This window comes from Paracoccus laeviglucosivorans (genome assembly GCF_900182695.1).
Classification (GTDB): Bacteria; Pseudomonadota; Alphaproteobacteria; order Rhodobacterales; family Rhodobacteraceae; genus Paracoccus; species Paracoccus laeviglucosivorans.
In genome coordinates this window covers 68,685-89,699 of the sequence record NZ_FXTK01000011.1, presented here as the reverse complement: position 1 = coordinate 89,699, position 21,015 = coordinate 68,685, and the positions used below count along the sequence as shown (strand labels likewise).

General features: G+C 64.8%; 24 protein-coding genes and 2 tRNA genes. 13 read left to right on the top strand and 13 right to left on the bottom strand.

Annotated features, from left to right (window positions below):
* Window positions 1–21: 21 nt before the first annotated feature.
* Genes FN835_RS12815 through tsaD form a run of 4 tightly spaced genes read right to left on the bottom strand, consistent with a single transcriptional unit; the run spans window position 22 to window position 2,718 of the window.
* Entirely contained in the window at window positions 22–447 is a 426-nt protein-coding gene (locus FN835_RS12815) for an EVE domain-containing protein (protein ID WP_142663619.1), read from the bottom strand.
* Entirely contained in the window at window positions 447–722 is a 276-nt protein-coding gene (locus FN835_RS12810; RefSeq protein ID WP_142663618.1) for a YciI family protein, read from the bottom strand. Before FN835_RS12810 ends, FN835_RS12815 begins: the two co-directional genes overlap by 1 nt.
* Entirely contained in the window at window positions 719–1,657 is a 939-nt protein-coding gene (locus FN835_RS12805; RefSeq protein ID WP_142663617.1) for an NAD(P)H-dependent glycerol-3-phosphate dehydrogenase, read from the bottom strand. Before FN835_RS12805 ends, FN835_RS12810 begins: the two co-directional genes overlap by 4 nt.
* On the bottom strand, window positions 1,654–2,718 hold the full coding sequence (gene tsaD, locus FN835_RS12800) for a tRNA (adenosine(37)-N6)-threonylcarbamoyltransferase complex transferase subunit TsaD (RefSeq protein WP_142663616.1): 1,065 nt from the start codon (window positions 2,716–2,718) through the stop codon (window positions 1,654–1,656). The genes FN835_RS12805 and tsaD overlap by 4 nt, the downstream gene beginning before the upstream one ends.
* 63 nt (window positions 2,719–2,781) lie before the next feature.
* Between tsaD and FN835_RS12795 the strand changes: the two genes are divergently transcribed.
* The 4 genes from FN835_RS12795 to FN835_RS12780 all read left to right on the top strand — a co-directional run bounded on the left by FN835_RS12795 (window position 2,782) and on the right by FN835_RS12780 (window position 6,856).
* Window positions 2,782–3,456, top strand: a complete 675-nt coding sequence (locus tag FN835_RS12795; RefSeq protein ID WP_142663615.1) for a uroporphyrinogen-III synthase — start codon at window positions 2,782–2,784, stop codon at window positions 3,454–3,456.
* A 119-nt stretch (window positions 3,457–3,575) separates the two neighbouring features.
* Window positions 3,576–4,958, top strand: coding sequence for a COG4223 family protein (locus FN835_RS12790; RefSeq protein WP_142663614.1), 1,383 nt, complete (start codon window positions 3,576–3,578; stop codon window positions 4,956–4,958).
* A gap of 10 nt (window positions 4,959–4,968) precedes the next feature.
* Entirely contained in the window at window positions 4,969–6,720 is a 1,752-nt protein-coding gene (locus FN835_RS12785) for a heme biosynthesis protein HemY (protein WP_142663613.1), read from the top strand.
* Between the two features lie 60 nt (window positions 6,721–6,780).
* A tRNA-Thr gene (locus tag FN835_RS12780) sits at window positions 6,781–6,856 on the top strand.
* A gap of 199 nt (window positions 6,857–7,055) precedes the next feature.
* Here the strand turns inward: FN835_RS12780 and FN835_RS12775 are convergent.
* Window positions 7,056–7,235, bottom strand: coding sequence for a hypothetical protein (locus tag FN835_RS12775; RefSeq protein WP_142663612.1), 180 nt, complete (start codon window positions 7,233–7,235; stop codon window positions 7,056–7,058).
* A 44-nt stretch (window positions 7,236–7,279) separates the two neighbouring features.
* On the bottom strand, window positions 7,280–7,681 hold the full coding sequence (locus FN835_RS12770; RefSeq protein WP_246098729.1) for a hypothetical protein: 402 nt from the start codon (window positions 7,679–7,681) through the stop codon (window positions 7,280–7,282).
* Between the two features lie 54 nt (window positions 7,682–7,735).
* Between FN835_RS12770 and FN835_RS12765 the strand changes: the two genes are divergently transcribed.
* Together FN835_RS12765 and zapE are read left to right on the top strand one after the other, a co-directional pair.
* Window positions 7,736–9,049 (top strand): MFS transporter, encoded by a 1,314-nt coding sequence (locus FN835_RS12765; protein WP_142663611.1) that lies wholly within the window; start codon window positions 7,736–7,738, stop codon window positions 9,047–9,049.
* Between the two features lie 52 nt (window positions 9,050–9,101).
* The gene (gene zapE / locus FN835_RS12760) at window positions 9,102–10,202 is read left to right on the top strand and encodes a cell division protein ZapE (RefSeq protein WP_142663610.1); all 1,101 of its coding nucleotides are present in this window, start codon (window positions 9,102–9,104) and stop codon (window positions 10,200–10,202) included.
* Window positions 10,203–10,211: 9 nt separating this feature from the next.
* Here zapE and FN835_RS12755 read toward each other — a convergent pair whose 3' ends face one another.
* A complete protein-coding gene (locus FN835_RS12755) occupies window positions 10,212–11,474 on the bottom strand; it encodes a bifunctional folylpolyglutamate synthase/dihydrofolate synthase (RefSeq protein WP_142663609.1) in 1,263 nt (420 codons plus the stop codon).
* The gene (gene accD, locus FN835_RS12750; RefSeq protein ID WP_142663608.1) at window positions 11,474–12,409 is read right to left on the bottom strand and encodes an acetyl-CoA carboxylase, carboxyltransferase subunit beta; all 936 of its coding nucleotides are present in this window, start codon (window positions 12,407–12,409) and stop codon (window positions 11,474–11,476) included. The genes FN835_RS12755 and accD overlap by 1 nt, the downstream gene beginning before the upstream one ends.
* Window positions 12,410–12,500: 91 nt before the next feature.
* Between accD and cls the strand changes: the two genes are divergently transcribed.
* From cls to FN835_RS12730, 4 genes are all read left to right on the top strand, one after another.
* Window positions 12,501–13,928 (top strand): cardiolipin synthase, encoded by a 1,428-nt coding sequence (cls, locus tag FN835_RS12745; protein WP_142663607.1) that lies wholly within the window; start codon window positions 12,501–12,503, stop codon window positions 13,926–13,928.
* Between the two features lie 12 nt (window positions 13,929–13,940).
* Window positions 13,941–14,258, top strand: coding sequence for a 4a-hydroxytetrahydrobiopterin dehydratase (locus FN835_RS12740; RefSeq protein ID WP_142663606.1), 318 nt, complete (start codon window positions 13,941–13,943; stop codon window positions 14,256–14,258).
* 217 nt (window positions 14,259–14,475) lie between these two features.
* Complete coding sequence (locus FN835_RS12735; protein WP_142663605.1) at window positions 14,476–15,261, top strand: DUF6478 family protein; 786 nt, start codon at window positions 14,476–14,478, stop codon at window positions 15,259–15,261.
* Window positions 15,262–15,270: 9 nt separating this feature from the next.
* Window positions 15,271–15,651, top strand: a complete 381-nt coding sequence (locus FN835_RS12730; RefSeq protein WP_142663604.1) for a hypothetical protein — start codon at window positions 15,271–15,273, stop codon at window positions 15,649–15,651.
* Between the two features lie 6 nt (window positions 15,652–15,657).
* Here FN835_RS12730 and FN835_RS12725 read toward each other — a convergent pair whose 3' ends face one another.
* Window positions 15,658–16,374 carry a GNAT family N-acetyltransferase gene (locus FN835_RS12725; RefSeq protein WP_142663603.1) on the bottom strand — a complete coding sequence of 239 codons (717 nt, stop codon included), beginning with the start codon at window positions 16,372–16,374 and terminating at the stop codon, window positions 15,658–15,660.
* Window positions 16,371–17,111 (bottom strand): competence/damage-inducible protein A, encoded by a 741-nt coding sequence (locus FN835_RS12720; protein ID WP_142663602.1) that lies wholly within the window; start codon window positions 17,109–17,111, stop codon window positions 16,371–16,373. Before FN835_RS12720 ends, FN835_RS12725 begins: the two co-directional genes overlap by 4 nt.
* Before the next feature lie 112 nt (window positions 17,112–17,223).
* Between FN835_RS12720 and map the strand changes: the two genes are divergently transcribed.
* Window positions 17,224–18,027 carry a type I methionyl aminopeptidase gene (gene map, locus FN835_RS12715; protein WP_142663601.1) on the top strand — a complete coding sequence of 268 codons (804 nt, stop codon included), beginning with the start codon at window positions 17,224–17,226 and terminating at the stop codon, window positions 18,025–18,027.
* Between the two features lie 37 nt (window positions 18,028–18,064).
* On the opposite strand, the gene FN835_RS12710 is transcribed toward map, so the two are convergent.
* Window positions 18,065–19,084 carry a LacI family DNA-binding transcriptional regulator gene (locus tag FN835_RS12710; RefSeq protein WP_142663600.1) on the bottom strand — a complete coding sequence of 340 codons (1,020 nt, stop codon included), beginning with the start codon at window positions 19,082–19,084 and terminating at the stop codon, window positions 18,065–18,067.
* A 95-nt stretch (window positions 19,085–19,179) separates the two neighbouring features.
* Here FN835_RS12710 and FN835_RS12705 point away from each other — a divergent pair.
* Window positions 19,180–19,256: transfer RNA gene (locus FN835_RS12705), tRNA-Arg, on the top strand.
* A gap of 24 nt (window positions 19,257–19,280) precedes the next feature.
* On the opposite strand, the gene FN835_RS12700 is transcribed toward FN835_RS12705, so the two are convergent.
* Complete coding sequence (locus tag FN835_RS12700; protein WP_142663599.1) at window positions 19,281–20,372, bottom strand: tyrosine-type recombinase/integrase; 1,092 nt, start codon at window positions 20,370–20,372, stop codon at window positions 19,281–19,283.
* Window positions 20,369–20,605 (bottom strand): helix-turn-helix domain-containing protein, encoded by a 237-nt coding sequence (locus FN835_RS12695; protein WP_142663598.1) that lies wholly within the window; start codon window positions 20,603–20,605, stop codon window positions 20,369–20,371. Before FN835_RS12695 ends, FN835_RS12700 begins: the two co-directional genes overlap by 4 nt.
* 49 nt (window positions 20,606–20,654) lie before the next feature.
* Between FN835_RS12695 and FN835_RS12690 the strand changes: the two genes are divergently transcribed.
* Window positions 20,655–20,951, top strand: coding sequence for a DUF982 domain-containing protein (locus FN835_RS12690; RefSeq protein WP_246098728.1), 297 nt, complete (start codon window positions 20,655–20,657; stop codon window positions 20,949–20,951).
* Window positions 20,952–21,015 lie beyond the last annotated feature (64 nt).

The window sequence follows — 21,015 nt, the reverse complement described above, 5'->3', positions numbered from 1 at the left end:
GCGGGGCCGGTTGCCTTGTCGTCAGATGGCGCGGGTGCCGCCGGCCATTTCCAGAATGACCTGCCATTCCGCATCCGAGACGGGCTGCACGGAAAGCCGCGAATTGTTGACAAGGATCATGTCCTTGAGCCGCGGCTCGGCCTTGGCGTCGTCCAGCGTGACGGGGTTCACCACCCATGCCACGGCCTTCAGATCGACGCATTCCCATTTCGGATCATCGGCGGTGCTGTCGGGATGCGCAGGGGCGATGACTTCGCAGATGCCCACGACTTCCTTGCCGATATTCGAGTGATAGAAGAAGCCGCGTTCACCCACTTTCATGGCACGCATGTTGTTGCGGGCCTGATAGTTGCGCACGCCGTCCCATTGCTCGCCCTTGTCGCCTTTGGCGATCAGGTCGTCAAAGCTGAAGACATCGGGTTCCGACTTGAACAGCCAATGCGCCATCAGCCGATCACCTTTTTCCACTCGATCACTTCGGCCGATTGGAACAGACCCGCCGCCTTGTAGGGGTCGCCCGCCGCCCAGCCTTGGGCCGAGGCGAGATCGTCGAATTCCACGACCAGAAGCGAGCCGCGCATCTCGCCCTCTTCAAGCAGCGGACCGGCCATGCGCAGGGCGTCGGTCGATTTCAGAAAGGCCAGATGCGCGTCGCGCGTGTCCAGACGGGTTTGCAGCTGGCCGGGTTTGTCACGGCAGATCACAGCGAAAAGCGGCATCATTCCTCCTTCAGGGGGCGGTTCAGCAAAATATCCAGCGCATGTTCCATGGCGATGTGGCCTTGGGCAAGTCCTGCAACCAGCTGGGATATGGGAAGATCGACGCCAAGCTGCGGCGCCAGCGCGGCAACGGCGCGGGCGGTCGCGGCACCTTCGACCGTGGTGCCCGCGCCAAAGTCGCGCCCATGCCCCAGCGCCAGCCCAAAGCGGAAATTGCGCGACTGTTCCGAGGTTGAGGTCAACACCAGATCGCCCAGCCCGGAAAGGCCGGTCAATGTTTCGGGGCGTGCGCCAAGGGCAGTGGCAAGCCGCGTCATTTCGGCAAAGCCGCGCGTGATGACGCTGGCCCGTGCGCTGTCGCCATAGCCCGCGCCGATGGCCGCCCCCGCCGCGATGGCGATGACATTCTTCAACGCGCCGCCGAATTCCGCACCCGTCACATCGGTCGAGCGGTAAAGCCGCAGCGCCCCCGTCGAAAGCTGTGCTTGCAATGCCTCTGCGGCATCCGCGTCCTCGCAGGCCAGGGTCAGTGCCGTGGGCAGGCCGCGCGCGATGTCGGCGGCAAAGCTGGGTCCGGTCAGCACCGCCACCGTGGCATCGGGACAGGCCCCGCGGATCAGGGCAGACGGACCTTGCAGCGTTTGCAGGTCGATCCCCTTGGCGCAGCTGATCAGGTTGCGCCCGTCCAGCATCGCACCGTGCTGCGCCAGAAATCCGCCCAGAACCTGCGCGGGCAAGGCCAGCAGCACCGTTTCGGCCAGCGCATCATCAAGCCGGTCGGTCGGGCGCAGCGTGTTGGGCAGCACCACACCGGGCAGGCGGGGGTTTTCCCCCCGCCAAGCCACGTCGCGGCCCCATAGCGTGACCGGACCCTTCGCCGCCAGAACCACGGCCAGCGCCGTGCCAAAGGCACCCGCCCCGATGACGGAAACGCTCATGCCTTGGCCCCGCGCTTGCCTGCGCCCAGCATGGGGGCGGCGGTCTGGTCCAGCGGCCAGCGGGGGCGGGCGGCAAGGTCCATGCCGTCGCGCTGGCCTGCGTTGTAAGCCTCGATCCCGGCCCATGCGATCATCGCGGCATTGTCGGTGCAAAGGCGCAGGGGGGGCGCAAGGAATTCGGCCCCCGCCGCTGCCGCCACATCCTGCAATGCCGCGCGCAGGGTCTGGTTTGCGGCGACACCGCCCGCCACGGCCAGCACGGGCGCTGCGGTCTGGATCAGGGCGCGGCGGGTCTTTTCGGCCAGAACGGCAGCGACTGCGGCCTGAAAGCCCGCGCAGATGTCGTTGCGGTCCTGTTCGTGCAGGCCGCCCTGCGCGGCGGCCAGTTCGTCGCGCTGACGCAGCACGGCGGTTTTCAGGCCCGAGAAGCTCAGGTCACAGCCGGGGCGGTCCAGCAACGGGCGCGGAAAGGCAAAGCGCCGGGGATCGCCCGCCTGCGCCGCCGCCTCGACCGAGGGGCCACCGGGTTGTGGCAGGCCCAGAAGCTTTGCCACCTTGTCGAACGCTTCGCCGGGCGCGTCGTCGATGGTGCCGCCAAGGCGGGTGAAATCCTGCGGGCCGGAAACCGACAGGAACTGACAATGCCCGCCCGAAACCAGCAGCATCAGATAGGGATAGGCCACGCCATCAGTCAGGCGCGGCGTCAGCGCGTGGCCCGCAAGGTGGTTCACGCCGACCAGCGGCAGGCCCGAACCCACGGCCAGCCCCTTGGCCAGCATCACGCCCGCCAGCACGCCGCCGATCAACCCCGGACCCGCGGTCACCGCGATCCCGTCCAGATCGGCAAGGCCAAGCCGGGCTTCGCGCAGCGCCTCCTCGACGCACAGATCCAGCTTTTCGGCATGGGCGCGGGCGGCGATTTCCGGCACGACGCCGCCGAAATCGGCATGCAGCGCCGTCTGCCCGGCCACGACCGAGGCGAGGATGGTGCCATCCTCGCGCACGACTGCCGCCGCCGTATCGTCGCAGCTGCTTTCTATGCCCAGAAAGGTCAGTGCCATGCTTGTCCTTGGATCAATGCGCGCCTAGGCATGATGCACTAGCACCCAAAGGGGCCGAATGCCATGCCGCCCAGCCTTTTGCTGACCCGCCCGCAAAGGGCCGCAGAACGCTTTGCCGCGCGGGTGGCGGGGCTGGGGCTGGATGTCGTCATCTCTCCGATCCTGCGCATCGTGCCGGTGGCGCATGACGCGGATTTGCTGCGCAATGCGCAGGGGTTGGTGCTGACTTCGGTGAACGCGATCCCTGCGGCGGGGCCGGGCAGGGGACGCCCCGCGATCTGCGTGGGTCCGGCCACCGCCAAGGCCGCCCGCGCCGCCGGTTTCGACGTGACCGAGGGGCCGGGGGATGCGGCGCGGATGCTGCCCCTGCTGCAAGGGCTTGGTCCCGGCTGGCTGCATCCGCATGGCGCGCATGTCGCGGCGGATTTGCCCGTGCCGGGGGTCGTCGTCTATGACCAATTGCCGCAGCCTTTGTCGGCGCAGGCGGTCGATCTGCTGTCGGGGTCCGAGGCGGTGATCCTGCCGCTTTTTTCGCCCCGCTCGGCGCGGTTGCTGGCGGATGCGGCACGGGATGCGCGGGGGCCGCTATGGCTTGCGCCGATCAGTGCGGCGGCGCGGGATGCGTGGCATCTTCGCGCGGCGCGTGTGGCGGTGGCGCGGGTGCCGGATGCTTCGGGCGTGCAGGCGGCGATCGAAAGCTTGCTGGCGGCGGAACGATCCACCGACAGGACGGGTTGAGACGCCTGAATGCCCCGACTAGACTGCGCAAAAGGGCATGATCGGCTGTCGCGCCATCGTCGCGATATCCGCGCCATAAGGCTGAAACGGAACGGGGATTTATAGTGAACGAGCAAGACATGACCTCCAGCGACGCCCCTGCAACCCCCGGAACCGATAAGAAAAAGCAGCCCGTGACCGGCGCTGCCATTGAAAACCGCGCGGCTGACACCGCCAAGGATGCCGCGACGGAGGCACCTGCGGCTAAGCCGCAAATCGAATCGACGCTGGTGGGCAAGCCCGTGTCCGGCCACCCCGCCGCCGCCAAACGCAGCGATACCGCCGCCCAGGCAACCCCCGTCCCCGCCGTCAGCAAGCCCGAAACCAAGGCCGAACCCCGTCCCGAGCCCGTCACGCGCACGGTAGAAACGCGCGTCGAGGTCCGTAAAGGCGGTTTCATGCCGACCTTCCTTGGTGGTCTGGTCGCCGCTGGTCTGGGTGCCGCTGCAACCTATTGGGCTATCCCGCATCTGCCGCCACCGCTACGCCCCGGCGCGGTCGAGGCCGTGTCGCCCGAGGAGCAGCTTGACGCCGCCCGCAGTGCCGGGACCGAAGCTGCCCGCGCCGAAATCTCGGCTCAGGCCGAGGCGCTGAGCAGCCGTGCCGCCGATGCGGGGGCCGATGCCGCACGTCAGGCGCTGGCTGACTCGGCGCCTGCCGCTGCCGCGCCGGCGGGCGTCCCTGCCGAAGTCACCGACAAGATCACCGCGCTGGAGCAGGGCGTGGCCGACCTGACCAACCGCATGGCGCAGCAACCCGGTGCGCCTGCGGATGCCGCGACGCAAACGCCAGCACCGGTCGCAGCCGCGCCCGCAGGTCCGTCGCAGGCCGAATTCGACGCGCTGGCCGCGCGGCTGAACGAGCAGCAATCGCGTATCGACGAGCTGGCAGCGCGTCCGGCGGTCGATCCCGCGACCGCCCAGCAGGTGCAGACATTGGCCAGCCAGGCCGAGGAGCTGCAGAAAACCACCGAGGATGCAAACCGCCGCGCCCAGGCCGCCAGCGCCGCAGCCGCACTGCAATCGGCGATCGAAGGCGGCGCGCCCCGCGATCAGGCGCTGGCCGATCTGACCGGCGCGGGCATCGAAGTTCCTGCTGTCCTGACCGGCGACGTGCCGCGTCTGGACCAGCTTCGCGCCGAATTCCCCGCAGCCGCCCGCGAAGGGCTTCGCGCCTCGATCGAGGCGCAGCCGGCGAATGGCGGCGTGATGAGCGCGGTCGGTGACTTCTTGCGTGTGCAGACCGGCGCGCGTTCCGTTGAACCGCGCGACGGAACTGATCCCGATGCTGTCCTGTCGCGCGCCAATGCGGCGGTCGAGGCGGGCAATATTCAGGGTGCGATGACCGAAATCGCAGCTCTGCCGCAGGCCGGCCAGCAGGCCATGGCGCAATGGACCGGGCGGGCACAGGTCTGGGTCGATGCCAATGCCGCGCTGAACGCGCTGGTTTCGGGCAGCAGGTAAGGGGCGGGCCATGCTGCTTTCAGCTTTGAAAATCCTGATCTTTTTCGCGGTCGTTCTGGCGATCACCCTTGGCGCGGCGCAGCTTGCCGAATACGGTCACGCGCTGCGCGTGGTCTATGGCGGCGTCGAATATTCGCTGGGGCCGTTGCAGGCGCTGATCGGACTTGTGGTGCTGTTCGTGATCGGCTGGCTGCTGTTCAAGCTGGTCGGCATCCTTGTCGCCTTCCTGCGGTTTGTCGCGGGCGACCAGACCTCGATCAATCGTTACTTCGACCGCTCGCGCGAGCGTAAAGGCTACGACGCGCTGTCCGAAGGGATGCTTGCCGTCGCCTCGGGCGAGGGGCGGCTGGCACAGGACAAGGCGGCGAAGGCCGCGAAGTTTCTGGACAAACCGCATGTCACCGACCTTCTGGCCGCGCAGGCTGCCGAAGTGGCGGGCGATCATCGCAAGGCCGCTGAGGTCTATCGCCGCCTGCTGTCCGATGACCGCACCCGTTTCGTCGGCGTTCGTGGCCTGATGCGGCAGAAGCTGGCCGATGGCGATACCGCCACCGCGCTGAAGCTGGCCGAGAAAGCCTATGCGCTGAAGCCGAAACATGCCGAGGTGCAGGACACGCTGCTGCAGTTGCAAACCTCTCAAGGGGATTGGAAGGGCGCGCGGGGCGTGCTGAAGGATAAGCGCAAGCAGGGGCTTTTGCCGCAGGACGTGCATATCCGCCGCGACGCGGTGCTGGCATTGAAAGAAGCATCCGAAATTCTGGCCGAAGGCAATTCGATCAGCGCACGCGAGGCCGCGATTTCGGCCAACCGCGCCAGCCCGGACCTGATCCCGGCTGCCGTTCTGGCCGCGCGCAGCTATATCGCGCAAAAGGATTACCGCAGCGCCAGCCGCGTCCTGCAAAAGACCTGGAGCGTGCGGCCCCATCCCTCGATCGCGGCGACCTATGCCGAAATCGTGCCCGATGAGACGCCTGCCGCCCGCTTGCGCCGTTTCGAGGATCTGATCCGCAAGAACCCCGATCACGAAGAAGCCAAGCTGCTGAACGCCGAACTGATGCTGGCCGCCGAAGATTTCCCCGGCGCGCGCCGCGCATTGGGTAATCTGGCCGAAAAGCATCCGACCGTGCGGTCGCTGTCCATCCTTGCCGCCGTCGAACGCGGCGAGGGGGCGGCGGATACGGTCGTGCGCGGCATTCTGGCCAAGGCGCTGGTCGCCAGTCGTGGCCCGCAATGGGTCTGCGACAAATGCCATAATGTCATGGCCGATTGGGCCCCCGTCTGCGACAGCTGCGGTGGGTTCGACACGCTGACATGGCGGGAACCAGACCGTGCCACGGCATCCTCGGGCATCGTTCCGAACGGGGTCGAAATGCTGCCGCTGCTGGTCGGCGACCGGCCGACCGAGGCGGGTCCTGCGCCTGCGCCTGCCATCCGCGATGCCGCGCCAGGCATGATCGAACGGTCTGCTCCGACACCCGCGCCTGTGCCCGAACCGCCGCGCGTCAAGACGCCCGACGTGGCCGATGTGGCCCCCGGCATGGTCCCGCGCGAGTCGGACTATGCCCGCGCAAAACCGGCCGCGCATGACAGCGAACCGGCGATGACCGTAACCGATCCCGAGCCGGTCGAGGTGGTGCATCCCGCCCCGAAACCCGCCCCGGTCGCGGCAAAATCGCAGATCGTGGACGCAGCCGATATTGTGCCCGTGCGTCCCGATGTCGAACCGCCCGAAGATGAAGTGGCGGGCGGCGCTAAAAAATAGCGCCTCCCCCCTTTTCGCCCGCGCTGTAACCTGCTATCCGGCGCGGCACATAAGCGAGATGCCGGTGTAGCTCAGCTGGTAGAGCACGTCATTCGTAATGATGGGGTCGGGGGTTCGAGTCCCTTCACCGGCACCATTTCGCTTCTGGATAAAAGGCCGCGCGGTTGCCATACCGCGCGGCCTTTCCCATTCAAGCGCCTGCCTTTTGTCGGTCCAAAGCGGTCAAGTCGGTGCGATTTCGCGGATGCTTGCCACCAGAAAACGCCAAGGGTCGCGCATAAGCGTTTCGCTATCCGTCAGCGATTTCGGGGCGGCGCATGGCCGCCCCATCCGGGTCATCCGATCAGGAATTGTGCGCCAACAGCAATGGCGCAAAAGCCGCCGATCATGATCAGCCAATTCAGCGCGACGCGCTTGCCGGTATGGCTCTGCTTGGGTGGCGGGATGATCTTGGGATCAGTTTCGGAAAATGGGCTATCGCCCCGGCCTGCGGGTTTTTCGTCATGCGTCGTCATCTGTCGTCCTTGTCTGAACGCAAGTATCTTGGAGTCGAAACGGTTCAGGTCAGGGACGGGGGTGCGCGGGCGCAGGGCGCGATCTGGCGCGATGCGGCGCAGGGCCGCGCGACTCGTGCATAGGCGACGCTGCCGCTGAGACGCGGTGGGGGCAGTGCGATGCCCGGTGGCAGGATGTCCGTCGCAATCAGCGGGCGGATCTGGACGACATCCTTGCGGGCGACGAATTCGCGACCCTGATGCGCCGTCAGGGCCGGGGTCACAGAGGTCAGCCATGTCTGGCCCTGGATTTCGGCCGCTTGTGGGCCGGGCAGCAGCGCGACCAACAGGGCCAGCGCAAGCGCCAGCCAGACCCGTGCGGGACTGGCGGTATCGGGCTGTTCCTGCGTGCCTTGCGTCATCCGCGCAAAATCCACGTTTTGCACCGTCAGGGCAAGCAGTTGCACAGCCGCGCCGCTTATGGGCAAATGGCGCCGAACGCGGGGGCAAAGGATTTTCCCATGCAGATGACCATTGACGAGGCGCTGGCCACCGGCGGCGCGGGCCGGTTTCAGAAACGGCTTTTGGGGATCTTCGGGTTGGTCTGGGCGGCGGACGCGATGCAGGTCATCGCAATCGGCTTTGCCGCCGCCTCGATCGCGGCCAGTTTCGGGCTGACCGTGCCGCAGGCCCTGCAGGCCGGGACGCTGTTCTTTCTGGGCATGTTCGTGGGGGCGGCGGTGTTTGGCCGGATCGCGGACCGGATCGGGCGGCGCAATGTGCTGCTGCTGACGGTGACCTGCGATGCGTTTTTCGGCCTCGCTTCGGTTTTCGCGCCCAATTTCGAGATGTTGCTGGTGCTGCGCTTTTTGACCGGCATGGCGGTCGGCGGCACGCTGCCGGTCGATTACGCGATGATGGCGGAATTCCTGCCACCCCGGAATCGCGGGCGCTGGCTGGTCTGGCTTGAGGGGTTCTGGGCCATCGGCACCATCGTCATCGCGCTGACCGCCTGGGCTGCGCATCTGCTGGGCGCGACCGAGCCGTGGCGCTGGGTCTTTGCCGTCGCGGCACTGCCTGCGCTGATCGGGGTGTTCCTGCGGCTTTGGGTGCCGGAATCGCCGATGTTCCTGCTGCGCCGTGGCGACGGCGAAGGCGCGCGGCGCATCGTGGACCGGGTGCTGATCGCCAATGGCGGGCGCGAATTGCCGCCGCATGTCGAACTGGTCGCGCCGGGCGTGATTCAGTCGGGGCAGGGCATCTTTGGCCCGGAACTGCTGAACCGCACCATTGCAGTGTTGGCGGCATGGTTCCTGGTTTCGTTGTCCTATTACGGGGTGTTCGTCTGGCTGCCGTCCGAGCTGGTCAAGACGGGCTTCGGCTTCGTGCGGGGCTACGGCTTTCTGGTGCTGCTGGCTTTGGCGCAGATCCCCGGCTATGCGCTGGCCGCCTATGGGGTTGAGGCGTGGGGCCGCAAGCGCACCTTGCAGATTTTCCTGCTGCTGAGCGCGGGGGGCTGCCTGCTGTTCACGCTGGCGGCCAGCCCGTGGCTGATTGCGGTTGCGTTGATGCTGATGAGCTTTGCTTTGCTGGGCACATGGGGCGCGCTATACGCCTTTACGCCCGAACTTTACCCAACCGCGCTGCGCGGCACAGGCATGGGCACGGCAAGCGCGGTCGCGCGGCTTGGGGGCGTGCTGGCGCCATCGCTGCTGGGGCTGGTGGTGGCCAAAGGTTTCGGCATGGCGATCGGGGTCTTTGCGGGGCTGCTGTTGCTGGCCGCGCTGACCACGTTGCTGATCGGGACCGAGACGCGAAACAAGGCCATTGGCTAAGGATTGAAGGCCGGTCCTTGCGGGCGGCAGATTGATTTGGCAAGGGAAGGCCATGGCGACCGTATCCGAACTGTATGAAAGCCGCGTCCGCGCAGGCCAGCTTGAACCCGATCCCGCGCAGCGCGGGGTCTTGCCCGCAATGGACCGCGTGGTGCGCGACCTGTCCAGCGCGCCCGCAGCGGCACCTGCGAAATCGGGCTGGCTGTCGCGCCTGATCGGCAGCGCACCCAGTGCCGCGCCCGCGCCCAAGGGGCTGTATCTTTGGGGCGGGGTCGGGCGCGGCAAGTCGATGCTGATGGACCTGATCATGGATGCCGCCCCCATGCCGCAAAAGCGGCGGGTGCATTTTCATGAATTCATGCAGGAAATTCAGGCCGGGCTGAACGCTGCCCGCCAGCGCGGCGAACAGGATGCCGTCCGCCCGGTTGCCAAAAAGGTCGCGGCGGAAACCCGGCTGCTGTGCTTTGACGAAATGCAGATCACCGACATCGCGGATGCGATGATCGTGGGCCGCCTGTTCCAGATCCTGCTTGAGGAGGGGGTAACGATTGTCACCACCTCGAACCGCGTCCCCGAGGATTTGTATAAGAACGGGCTGAACCGCCAGCTTTTCCTGCCCTTTATCGCGCTGATCCGCGAGCGGATGGAAGTAGTGGAGCTGGCCAGCGCAACCGACCACCGTCAGGACCGCGCGGAAGGCGGTCAGGTGTGGTTTGCGCCCGCCGATGCCATGGCTACCGCGCAGATGAACAAGCTGTGGCGCGAAGAAACCGGCGGTGTCCCCCCGACGCCCCTGGTGCTGGAGATCAAGGGCCGCAAGGTCGAGATCCCGCAGCGCGTCGGGCGGATTGCCCGCGCCAGCTTCTGGGATCTGTGCGGCAAACCTTTGGGTCCGGCGGATTATCTGGCCGTAGCCGAGGCGGTGGATCTGCTGTTCATCGACGGCGTGCCCCGGCTGAGCCAGTCGAACTATAACGAGGCGAAACGCTTCGTCACCCTGATCGACGCCTTGTATGAGGCGAAGGTGCGGCTGATCGCCAGCGGCGCGGACGACCCAGAACGCCTTTATGCCGAGGGCGAAGGCGCGTTCGAATTCGAACGCACCGCCAGCCGCCTGCGCGAGATGCGCGATGCCGACTGGGGCAAGTCCTAAGCCCCAGCCTTAGCCGTTATCGCGCAGGATCACGCCCGCAAGGTAAAGCGAACCGCAGATCAGGATACGCGCGCCCGGCTCTTCGCGGGCGATGCGGCTGACGGCATCCAGCGTATCGGGCGCGGTGGTGGCGGGAATGCCTGCGTTCATCGCCGCCGTCTCGGTTTCCTCGGCGGTCAGGGTGGCTTCGGCTTCGGGGATCGGCACGGCGATCAGGCTGCGCACCTGCGATTTAAGCGGGCGCATATAGCCGATCACGTCCTTGGTGTTCAGCATTCCGCAGACCAGATGCGTCGGACGCCCCGGCATTGCGGCCAAGGTCGCGGCGACGGCTTCGCCACCTGCGGGATTATGCCCGCCATCCAGCCAAAGCTCGCAATCCTGCGCGGCATCGACCAGCGGACCATGCGTCAGGCGCTGCATCCGTGCAGGCCATTGGGCGCGGGTCACTGCAGCCTCGGCGGTGTCGAAGCCCAGTTCGCGCAACGCCGCGATTGCGGTTCCGGCGTTCACGATCTGATGCGGACCGGGCAGGTTCGGCAAAGGCAGGTCCAGCAGGCCTTTCTGATCGAAATAGACCAGCCGCCCATGTTCGACATAGCTGTCCCAGTCCTGCCGTGCGATGTGCAGGGGGGCGGCCAGTGCCTCGGCGCGGGCTTCGATCACCTCGCGCGCTTCGGGGGCTTGGGGGGCGACGATGCAAGGCACGCCGCGCTTGATGATCCCGGCCTTTTCGCCCGCGATTTCGGGCAGGGTCTCGCCCAGATATTGCGTGTGGTCGATGCTGACGGGCGTGATGACGGTCAGGCGCGGGGCGTCGATGACGTTCGTGGCGTCCAGCCGCCCGCCCAAGCCGACCTCCAGCAGGGTGTAATCCGCAGGCACGCGCGAAAAGGCCAGAAAGGCCGCTGCCGTGGTGATTTCAAAGAAGGTGATCGGCACGCCGCCATTCGCGGCCTCGCATTCCTCAAGGATCGCGGCCAGATCGTCTTCGGCAATCAGCGAACCCGCCAGACGGATGCGTTCATGGAACCGCGCCAGATGCGGCGAGGTATAGGCGTGGACGCGCTTTCCCGCCGCCTCAAGCCCCGCGCGGATCATCGCTTGGGTCGAGCCTTTGCCATTCGTCCCGGCGATGTGGATCACCGGGGGAATGTTGCGTTCCGGGTTTCCCAGCGCGGCAAGGATGCGATGCATCCGGTCCAGCGACAGGTCGATGACCTTGGGATGCAGCCCCATCAGCCGCGACAGGATGGCGTCGGAATGGCGCATCAGGCGGGCTTCGCCTCGGCGGCTTCCGGCTCGGGCAGGGCTTTCGCGATGCTGCCGGGGGCGGGCAGATCACCCGCGACGGGTGCGGGCAGGCCGCCGACCATGCGCAGGATCGAGATCAGTTCCTCGCGCATCGCCTTGCGATGGGTCACGCGGTCCAGCATGCCGTGTTCCAGCAGGTATTCAGCACGCTGGAACCCTTCGGGCAGCTTTTCGCGGATGGTCTGTTCGATGACGCGGGGACCGGCAAAGCAGATCAGCGCATTGGGTTCTGCAATCTGGATGTCGCCCAGCATCGCATAGGACGCGGTGACGCCGCCGGTCGTCGGATGGGTCAGCACGACGATATAGGGCAGGCGGGCTTCCTTCAGCATCTCGACCGCGACCGTGGTGCGCGGCATCTGCATCAGCGACAGGATGCCTTCCTGCATCCGCGCGCCACCTGCGGCGGAAAACAGCACCAGCGGGCGTTTCAGTTTCACGGCGCGTTCGGCGGCGGCAATGATCGCGTTGCCGACATACATGCCCATCGACCCGGCCATGAAGCTGAAATCCTGCGCGGCCATGACGACGGGGGTGCGGCCCATCTCGCCCTCGGCGACCAGCATGGCTTCTTTTTCGCCGGTGGTCTTTTGCGCGGCCTTCATCCGGTCGGGATATTTCTTCTGGTCGCGGAATTGCAGCGGGTCTGCGACGGGTTCGGGAACCTTCACCTCGTTGAAGACGCCGCCGTCGAACAGCGCGGCGAAACGGGCGCGCGGCGTGATCGCCAGATGGTGATCGCAATGGGTGCAGACGTTCAGGTTGTCATCAAGTTCCCGGTGAAACAGCATGTTGCCGCATTCCGGGCATTTCGTCCAAAGGTTCTCGGGCACTTCGCGGCGCGAGAACAGCGAGTTGATGCGCGGACGCACATAATTGGTGATCCAGTTCATCGGAAGGGCCCCTTTGCGCTGCGTTTGCTCGCTGACTTAGGGCCACAGGCGCAGAATTGCAATTCCATCCCCGTCGCGCTTTGATGCCCTGATGTGGACCCAGAGCTTTGCGTTCCTTCACTATGCCGTCGCACTTGCCGTCTCGATACGGGTGCTTTTGCGTCCGCGGCTGGAACCGACCGTCCGGCTGTCGTGGATTTTGGTGATCGAGCTGGTGCCGCTGGTCGGTATCCTTGCCTATGTTCTGTTCGGTGAAATCCGGCTGCGCGGGGCGGATGTCGAGACCCGCGCCAATATCCGGTCGCGCCTGTCGGGCCTGTGGAAACCCAGCCCCGAGGCGATCCGCCATCCCCCCGATTTCGCAGCCCCCGTGATCGCCGCGAATCGCGCGACCACGGGATTTGCCGCCGTGGCCGGAAACCGCGCCCACCTGCTGTCCGAGGAGGACACGGCAATCACCGATCTGGTCCATGCGATCGACGGCGCGCGCGACCATGTGCATCTGCTGTTCTATATCTGGCTGGACGACAATTCGGGGCAGGCAGTGGCGCAGGCCGCGATCCGCGCCGCGCAGCGTGGCGTCAAGGTGCGCGCGGTCATCGACGCATTCGGTTCGCGCAGCTTCAGCTATTCCGATAGCTGGCAGGAAATGCGCGATGCGGGCGTCGAATGTATCGAGGCGCTGCCCCTTGGCCTGCCGATCCTTGGCAACCTGACCCGCCGCATGGATTTGCGAAATCACCGCAAGATCGTGGTGATCGACCACGTGACGGGCTTCACGGGCAGCCGCAATTGCTCGGACAAGGCGTTTGCGGTGAAGCCGCGCTTTGCGCCTTGGATCGATATCCTGCTGCGCATCGAAGGCCCGGTGGTGCGTCAGATGCAGGCCGTCTTTTTGCAGGACTGGATGAGCTATACCGGCGAAGATCTGGGCGACATGCTGCATATGAACCAACCCGTCATGGCGCCGGGCGAAATCGCGCAGGTCGTGGCGACGGGGCCGGACGACCGGCAGGGTTCGCTTTCGGACTGCATGGCGACGATGATCCATGCCGCCCGCGAAAGGCTGGTCATCACGACGCCTTATTACGTGCCCGACGCCTCATTGGACAGTGCGATCCGCACCGCGGCGCGACGCGGGGTCGAAGTGACGATCATTCTGCCCGCCCGCAACGATTCGCTGGTGGTGCAGGCCACCTCCGAAGGGTTCTATTACGGCCTCGTCTCGGCCGGGGCTAAGCTGATGCTGTTCCATGACGGCCTGCTGCATTCCAAGATCATCACGGTGGACGGGCGCATGGCGATGATCGGCAGCGCCAACATGGACCGCCGCAGCTTTGAGCTGAACTACGAGATGAACATGCTGTTTCTGGGCGGCGATCTGACCGAGGAACTGGACGCAAGGCAACAGACCTATATCGCCCGCGCCGAATCGATCACCTTGGGCGAAATCCGGGCATGGTCGCTGTGGCGGCGACTGCGCAACAACCTTCTGGCGCTGGCCGCGCCCATCCTGTGAGGAGACCTGAAAATGTCCGAACTGGCACAGCAAAAGATCGTCGATGGCGCAGCCGCGCTGGAAGGTGCCGAAATCCGCAAGATGCTGGCTGATCTGCCGGGCTGGGAATTCGACGGCAAGGCAATCCGTCGCGAATGGAAGCTGAAGAACTTCAAACAGGCGGCCCAGCTTGCCAATCTTGTCGCGTGGCAGGCCGAGGCGGCGAACCATCATCCCGACATCACCTTTGGCTGGGGGCAGGTCAGCGTCCTGTTCACGACCCATTCGGCAGGTGGTGTGACGCTGAACGATCTGGTTATGGCCGCGCGCCTGAACCGGGCAGCGGACTGACGCACGGCCCATCAACGCGACAATCAACCACCGCGCGAGTGTTTTAGCCCACGCGCCCCTTGCCCATCAGGCGAGTGGCGCATATCCCTGCCTTAGCTATAGGGCCGCGATGCAGACCAGACGGTTCAGAATCTCGAATCTGTCCGGCAACATCGCTACATCGCAATCGGGCAGGGGCGACGGCCTGCCCATCGCTTACTAGGCACGAGGTCAGGGGATGGCGGTGCGTCCGCGCAAGTGGCTGGAACGAAAGACCCGCGAACGGGCGCAGCGCCAATGGGCCGATATGGCCGAAAGCGTCGAGTTCATGGGCTGGAACCGCATCCGTGGCCTTACGGATGAGGCGCTGGCCCTGCGTGCCAGCCTGAACCGCTTTCTGATGCGCGGTGACAGCAAGGCGGCCGTGTCGCGCATGGCGCTGGACGGGTTGCATCTGCCGGGCGGGACGGATTGGCGCTGGCGGCCCGGTTTCATGGCGGGCAAGGTGTCGCCTCGTGGCATATGTGCACCAGAACCCGGAACGCGGCTGGGTGATCGCGCTGCCGTCTGGCACGATTGCTCCGAACATGCGCTGATCCTTGAACAGGTCAACAATCCCCGCGCGACCGATCTGTCGCCCTATGGTATGCGGCTTGAGGTCTTTGGCTTTACCGGCAGTTTCCTGTCCATCTCGATCGACCTGCCGACCGAGGCGCTGGAGGGGCTGACGCGCAGCCACATCATCCGGCTTGAAGCGTCGCTGGTCGTCGAACGCCCGATCAATGTCTATGCCCGGCTGAATGTCGGCCACGGCCCCAATACCGAAGAACTGTTGCAACAGCTTCGCGACATGGATGCGGGGCTGCAAAGCCAGCAGGTCGTGGAATTCGACCTTGCCTATACCGAGATGAACGAAAAGCGTCTGGAAAAGATCTGGCTGGACCTGATCTTCGAAGCCCCGCAAATGAGCGCGGTCGAACTGCGCGAGCTGTTTTTGTCCCGCAACCTGCGCGCCGATTTCTAAGAGGATGCGATGACCGAATTTGAATCGCTTGGACTGAAAAGCGGCATCTGGCAGGGCACCTTGCGGCGCAGTACACCGCCGGGGCGGCTGATCCTTGTGCATATGGGAACCCGCGTGACCGATGCCCGCGCCACCGCGCAGGCGGATGGCAGCTGGCGCATCGCCGTGGCCATTCCCACCGAAAAGCTGTCCGATGGCGTGCAGACATTCATCCTGCTGGAAGACAATGGCAAGGATAACGAACCGCCGCAGGTGGGCGCGCTGCGACTGTCCAGCCTTAACATCGTTGCGGGCGAACCGCTGGACGAAGACATGCGCGCCGAAATCGACCTGATCCGCAGCGAACTGGACCTGCTGAAAAAGGAACTGCGCAGGTTGGCGGTCAGCTAGGGCGCGTCACGCCTTGGCCCAATACCCGTAGCCGCCGACTTCCTGAAAACCCATGCCGGTATAAAGCGCAAGTGCCGCGACATTCGGACGGCTGACAGCCAGTGCCAGATGGCTGGCCCCGTTTGCCTTGGCCCATTCGGCGGCGGCGCGCATCATGTGACGGGCAAGGCCGCGACGGCGGAAATCGCTTAGCACCTCAAGCGCGTGGATCATGGCCACATCGCCGTGGAGCGCGACAAAGCCAGCCCCGGCCGCACGGTCGTCCAAGCGGCCAAGGATCGCGGTCCTTGGCCCCGTCACGCGGTCCATCACCGCCTGCCGCGCCGGGTTGATATTGCCCGCAGCCCAGATCGTGCGCTGGATTTCCAGCGGCGGCCAGATGTCGAAGGTGGTCATGCGCGGGCGCGATATGTCCAGCGCGCCCAGATCGGCGGACAGGATCGCGGTCGGCGTTTCGGCCATATAGCCGCGTGCCGCCAGCGCCTGTTGCAGCGGTCGGTCGGTATCGGTCACGCGAAACATCGGGCGTTGCTGCCAGCCGTGATGGACGGCCTCGGCTGCCGAAATATCCGCCTCGGTCCAGTGGGGCGACAGGGCACGGGTCGAGCTGACCCGCCCGCCGGCGCCAAGCCCGCGCCCGCTGCGCAATGCGCCGCTATCCGCGAATTCGGCGGCGGGCCATGTCGCCTCGAACGCCAGCGCGATCCGGGGGTCGGGTGTCACAGGTCCAGCCGCGCGCGCAATGTGGCCATCGCCTCGGCGACGCGGGCGGCATCAAGGCCGCGCACGACCAGATTTGTGCCCCAGCCGTGCTCATTATGAAACGGATACGACCCCAGGGACAGGTCAGAGAATTCCTCGGCCACGGCCTTCAGATCCTCGGCCACCTCGCTTTCGCCGCGCCGCACCTCGACCGAGTCCGATTGCGTCGGGCGACCGCCGGGCAGCCGCGGGATCAGCCATGCGACCATTGCGCGAAACACCTCGGGGACGCCTGCCATGACATGCGTATTGCCGATGGTGAAACCGGGGGCGGCGGATACCGCATTGTCTATCAGCGTGGCACCGACCGGGATGCGGGCCATGCGCAGGCGGTTTTCGGTCATCTCGACCCCGATCCGGTCATAGCGGGCCTGCAGCATCGCGCGGGCCTCGGGGTTCACCTCGACCGTGGTGCCATGGGCGTCGCCAACGGCATCGGCGGTGATGTCGTCATGCGTGGGCCCGATCCCGCCCGAGGTGAAGACCAGATCGTAAAGTCCGCCCAGCGACTTGTCGAAGCTGCGGATCGCATCCACGATCTGGGCGTGATCGTCGGCCACGACGCGGATTTCGCGCAGGTCGAAGCCGGTGGCCGAAAGCACGCCCGCCAGATGGTGGGCATTGCCTTCGCGCGTGCGGCCCGAGAGGATTTCGTCCCCGATCACAAGGATGGCGGCGGTGGGATTGTCGGATTGCATCGTGACGCTCCTGCGGCGTTCTATCTGTCGCCCAAAGGTATAGGCCCGCGCAGAGGACTGGAACAAGTGGGCAGACGGGACTATCTGTGGTTCAGTGAAAGACGAGGACCAGATGAACGACGCACGCCAGACCCGCGAAGGTATCCGCATCCACGAGCCCGCCGATTTTCAGGGCATGAATGCGGCGGGGCGGGTCACGGCGCAGATTCTGGACGAGGTGGGGGCGCTTGTCGTGCCCGGAACCACCACCGCCGCCCTTGACGATTTCATCCGCCGCCGCGTCACGGAACTTGGCACGACCAGCGCGACCATCGGTTATCGCGGCTATCAGCACGCAAGCTGCATCAGCGTGAACCATGTCGTCTGCCACGGTATCCCCGGCGAAAAGCTGTTGTCCGAAGGGGACATCCTGAACATCGACGTGACGGTGATCCTTGACGGCTGGTATGGCGACAGCTCGCGCATGTATGTCGCGGGCAAACCCAGCGTGAAATCGCGCCGCCTGATCCAGGTCACGCATGACGCGCTGATGAAGGGGATCGAGGCCGTGCGCCCCGGCGCGACCTTTGGCGACATCGGCTGGGCGATCCAGTCCTATGTCGAGGCAAACCGCATGTCGGTTGTGCGCGATTTCTGCGGTCATGGTCTGGGCCGCACCTTCCACGCGCCGCCGAACGTGCTGCATTTCGGTCGCCCCGGCAAAGGCCCGGTGCTGGAGGAAGGTATGTTCTTTACCATCGAGCCGATGGTGAACCTTGGTCGCCCCGAAACCAAGGTGCTGGCCGATGACTGGACCGCCGTGACCCGCGACAAGTCGCTGTCGGCGCAGTTCGAACATTCGATCGGTGTGACGGCGGATGGGTGCGAAATCTTCACCCTGTCGCCCGAAGGCAAGTTCTATCCCGATCTGGGCTGACGCATGAAAGCGGGGTTGCGCGCAGCCCCGCCCCGCATCAGCCCTTTCTGATCGTATCGCCCGGCAGGAAAGTCGGCGACAATGCGACGATGCCGTTTTCCGGGCGCGGCTCTTTGCCCGCCACGATCCGCGCGGCTCGGCGGCCAATATCCACGCGCCGCGCATCCGTCGTGGTCAGCCGCATCGGAAGCCCGTCCAGCAGATCGACGCCGTTAAAGCCCGCAAGCCCCAGCTTGCCGGGAATGTCATAGCCCTTTTCCAGACACCAAAGCAGGCCGCCCGCGCCGATCATGTCGTTGGAAAAGTAAAGGAAATCCAGTTCGGGTTCGCGCGCCAGAATACGCTCGGTCAGCTCGCGGCCCTTTTGCAGCGATGAACCGCCCTGATAATATTCCCGCGCGGCCAGCGTGATGCCCGCCTGTGCCAGATGCTCCTCGAATCCGGCCAGCCTTTTGCGGGCGCGATGATCCTCCGGCATATGCGTGCCGATGAAGCCGATGCGCCGATAGCCTGCCGCAAGGATTTCCGCGGCCATTTCGGCACCGGCGCGGCGATGCGAGATTCCGACCGCGGTGTCGATGGCGTCACCGTCGATATCCATGATCTCGACCACCGGCAGGCCGACATTATCCAGCATCGCGCGTGCGGGCAGACTGTGTTCCAGCCCGGCAAGGATCACCCCCGAGGGACGCCATGACAGCATATCATAAAGCACCGCATCCTCGCGCGAGGGGCTGTAGTTCGTGACACCCACCACCGGCTGCAACCCGGTATCATCCAGTTCCGCCGAGATGCCGCCCAGCACTTCGGGGAAAACCATGTTCGACAGCGACGGAATGATGACGGCCACCAGATTGACGCGCTGGCTGGCCAGCCCGCCCGCGATCTTGTTGGGCACATAGCCCAACGTCCGGGCTGCCGTCAGAACCTTTTCCCGCGTTGCTGCCGAAACATCGCCACGATTGCGCAGAACGCGGCTGACCGTCATTTCGGAAACACCCGAGGCTTCGGACACATCACGGAGCGTCAGGGGGCGGCTGGTTCTTTTCGTTGTCATACGGGTTCCGTCGCGAAATGATGTTACCGTTACCAACCTTTCATCTGCGCGGCAAGCTTGCCAATCCCACGCGCAGCGGGCAAAAGGACGGCGGCGGTCCCGTGGCTCAACTGGATAGAGCAGCCCCCTCCTAAGGGGCAGGTTACAGGTTCAAGTCCTGTCGGGATCACCACCCCCGATAAATAATCAATAGATTTCAGGTGCTAGCGTTATGGTTTCCAGTTTGGGTGGGCTCGGTTTCTAAAACTTGTTCCTCATCCACCCTAGAAAGGATGCGCTTGCGGTCTGCCGCCTTGCTGTAACGCTGCACTTCCGACAGGCTTTCATGCCCCGTCCATGCCGCTATCTGGTGGGCTGTTGCGCCCGCCTCGGCCAGCGCCATGGCGCGTGCCTTGCGTAGCCCGTGCGCAGACTTTCCCTCGATCCCAGCTGCCCTTGCAGCACCAGCGAACCAGCTGCTAAATGCTTTGTCAGATCGGGCCTTCCCGTGTTCGGTGACAAGCCATGTCATGTGGCGTGGCGCGTGGCTTATAGCGAGCTTGAACATGTCCAAGTCAGCTTTCATGCCGACGGCGAACGCCGGTAGGGTTCGATTGAACGGGACTGAAACTTCACCACCTGTCTTCTTCTGTCGGAAAGTCAGCCAACCGTCCTTGGTGACCATGCCTGGGCCGATCCGGACTGCGTCGGAGGCGCGTGCTGCCGTCCAATAGATCAGCTCCAATGCGAGGCGCTGTGCCGATTCAGGGTGCCAATACTCTCGGAATGCCTCGATATCGTCGATCGACCATGGCACGAAGCCGTCGCTCTTTGCGGTGCTGGACTTGCCTATGTCAATGGATGGATCGTTGGTGATGAGCCGCCTGGCCTTCGCCCAGCGACAGAACGATCGCCAAGTCTTGAGGCGGTTGTTGGCTGGGTGGCCGGACAACTTGGCCAGATCGGCCTCAATATGGTGGATCCGCAAGTCAGCCAGCCGGGCTCTACCCCAGGTGTCGGCAATTTTGCTGAGGTGACCTTTGCGCTGTTGCTTCGTGGTATTCGCCATCTCGGCGAATTCGGAGCCGCGCTGGTAAGAAATGATAGCAGCTGCGATGCTGCCTGTTGCGACTGGTCGCCCCTTGAGCTCGGGACCCGATGCCGACAGGGCTGTTGCATAGGCGATCAGAAACTCTGGGCTATCTTTCGGTCCATCCGGCAGGCGGACGAGTTTGTGTCCGGGAATGGCAAGATAGGTGAAGCGAACGCCGTTGCGCTTGGTGATCGTTTTGACGTGCTTGAGCTTCACCGCATTTCCCGCAGGATTTCGTCGCAAGAGTTCAGCCCTTCGAGATCTTCGCCTTCGACGGGCAGGCTGGATGCGTACTCATCCAGGGTCAACCTGTCGAAAAGGCGCTTGCCGCCAAGCATCCGGCGCGGCAAGCCAAGTCCCCTAAGCGTTGTTTCGCTGACGCCTAGATAGTGCGCGGCTTCTGCAGCCGGCAGGAGCCTAGGAGCGAAGGCGGGGTCATGCTTGCCCATCGTTATCTCCTTTTGCAGGCTTCGGTAGGGGTGGACAGGATGGCGCGTGATGGCACACTGCCTTGCTTTCTCGACATCCAATTCCCATATGCTTTCGATGATAGAAATAAGCTGGGGAAAACCCCTGACACTCGTCGTCACCGAAAGCGGTGACACACAGAAGATCTCGACAATTGAACAAGCGAAGTATTGGCTGAGAAAGCATTGGCCGATTGCTGATGATGCCCGGCAGCGCGCGATGAACTCGATCGACGGCGCTATGGAGTGCATGCTTCCAGTCCAAATTGCGCGCAGGGCGTTCGAGGATGCCGCAGGCACCGCCGGTTATGCTGTCCGCGCCGCATGAAATCAGGGCAAAAATGATATCGACCGGGGCGGATATACCGCCCCGTTTTTTTTGGGCTTGGGAC

What these genes read in the sequence shown, in the direction of transcription:
- tsaD (WP_142663616.1), bottom strand. Translation starts at nt 2,718, where the DNA reads ATGGCACTGACCTTTCTGGGCATAGAAAGCAGCTGCGACGATACGGCG.
- FN835_RS12730 (WP_142663604.1), top strand. Translation starts at nt 15,271, where the DNA reads ATGACCGAATTTGAATCGCTTGGACTGAAAAGCGGCATCTGGCAGGGC.
- FN835_RS12785 (WP_142663613.1), top strand. Translation starts at nt 4,969, where the DNA reads ATGCTGCTTTCAGCTTTGAAAATCCTGATCTTTTTCGCGGTCGTTCTG.
- FN835_RS12795 (WP_142663615.1), top strand. Translation starts at nt 2,782, where the DNA reads ATGCCGCCCAGCCTTTTGCTGACCCGCCCGCAAAGGGCCGCAGAACGC.
- cls (WP_142663607.1), top strand. Translation starts at nt 12,501, where the DNA reads ATGTGGACCCAGAGCTTTGCGTTCCTTCACTATGCCGTCGCACTTGCC.
- zapE (WP_142663610.1), top strand. Translation starts at nt 9,102, where the DNA reads ATGGCGACCGTATCCGAACTGTATGAAAGCCGCGTCCGCGCAGGCCAG.
- FN835_RS12710 (WP_142663600.1), bottom strand. Translation starts at nt 19,084, where the DNA reads ATGACAACGAAAAGAACCAGCCGCCCCCTGACGCTCCGTGATGTGTCC.
- FN835_RS12765 (WP_142663611.1), top strand. Translation starts at nt 7,736, where the DNA reads ATGCAGATGACCATTGACGAGGCGCTGGCCACCGGCGGCGCGGGCCGG.
- FN835_RS12755 (WP_142663609.1), bottom strand. Translation starts at nt 11,474, where the DNA reads ATGCGCCATTCCGACGCCATCCTGTCGCGGCTGATGGGGCTGCATCCC.
- FN835_RS12690 (WP_246098728.1), top strand. Translation starts at nt 20,655, where the DNA reads ATGGCACACTGCCTTGCTTTCTCGACATCCAATTCCCATATGCTTTCG.
- FN835_RS12805 (WP_142663617.1), bottom strand. Translation starts at nt 1,657, where the DNA reads ATGAGCGTTTCCGTCATCGGGGCGGGTGCCTTTGGCACGGCGCTGGCC.
- FN835_RS12720 (WP_142663602.1), bottom strand. Translation starts at nt 17,111, where the DNA reads ATGCAATCCGACAATCCCACCGCCGCCATCCTTGTGATCGGGGACGAA.
- FN835_RS12775 (WP_142663612.1), bottom strand. Translation starts at nt 7,235, where the DNA reads ATGACGACGCATGACGAAAAACCCGCAGGCCGGGGCGATAGCCCATTT.
- map (WP_142663601.1), top strand. Translation starts at nt 17,224, where the DNA reads ATGAACGACGCACGCCAGACCCGCGAAGGTATCCGCATCCACGAGCCC.
- FN835_RS12735 (WP_142663605.1), top strand. Translation starts at nt 14,476, where the DNA reads ATGGCGGTGCGTCCGCGCAAGTGGCTGGAACGAAAGACCCGCGAACGG.
- FN835_RS12790 (WP_142663614.1), top strand. Translation starts at nt 3,576, where the DNA reads ATGACCTCCAGCGACGCCCCTGCAACCCCCGGAACCGATAAGAAAAAG.
- FN835_RS12740 (WP_142663606.1), top strand. Translation starts at nt 13,941, where the DNA reads ATGTCCGAACTGGCACAGCAAAAGATCGTCGATGGCGCAGCCGCGCTG.
- FN835_RS12695 (WP_142663598.1), bottom strand. Translation starts at nt 20,605, where the DNA reads ATGGGCAAGCATGACCCCGCCTTCGCTCCTAGGCTCCTGCCGGCTGCA.
- FN835_RS12810 (WP_142663618.1), bottom strand. Translation starts at nt 722, where the DNA reads ATGATGCCGCTTTTCGCTGTGATCTGCCGTGACAAACCCGGCCAGCTG.
- FN835_RS12815 (WP_142663619.1), bottom strand. Translation starts at nt 447, where the DNA reads ATGGCGCATTGGCTGTTCAAGTCGGAACCCGATGTCTTCAGCTTTGAC.
- accD (WP_142663608.1), bottom strand. Translation starts at nt 12,409, where the DNA reads ATGAACTGGATCACCAATTATGTGCGTCCGCGCATCAACTCGCTGTTC.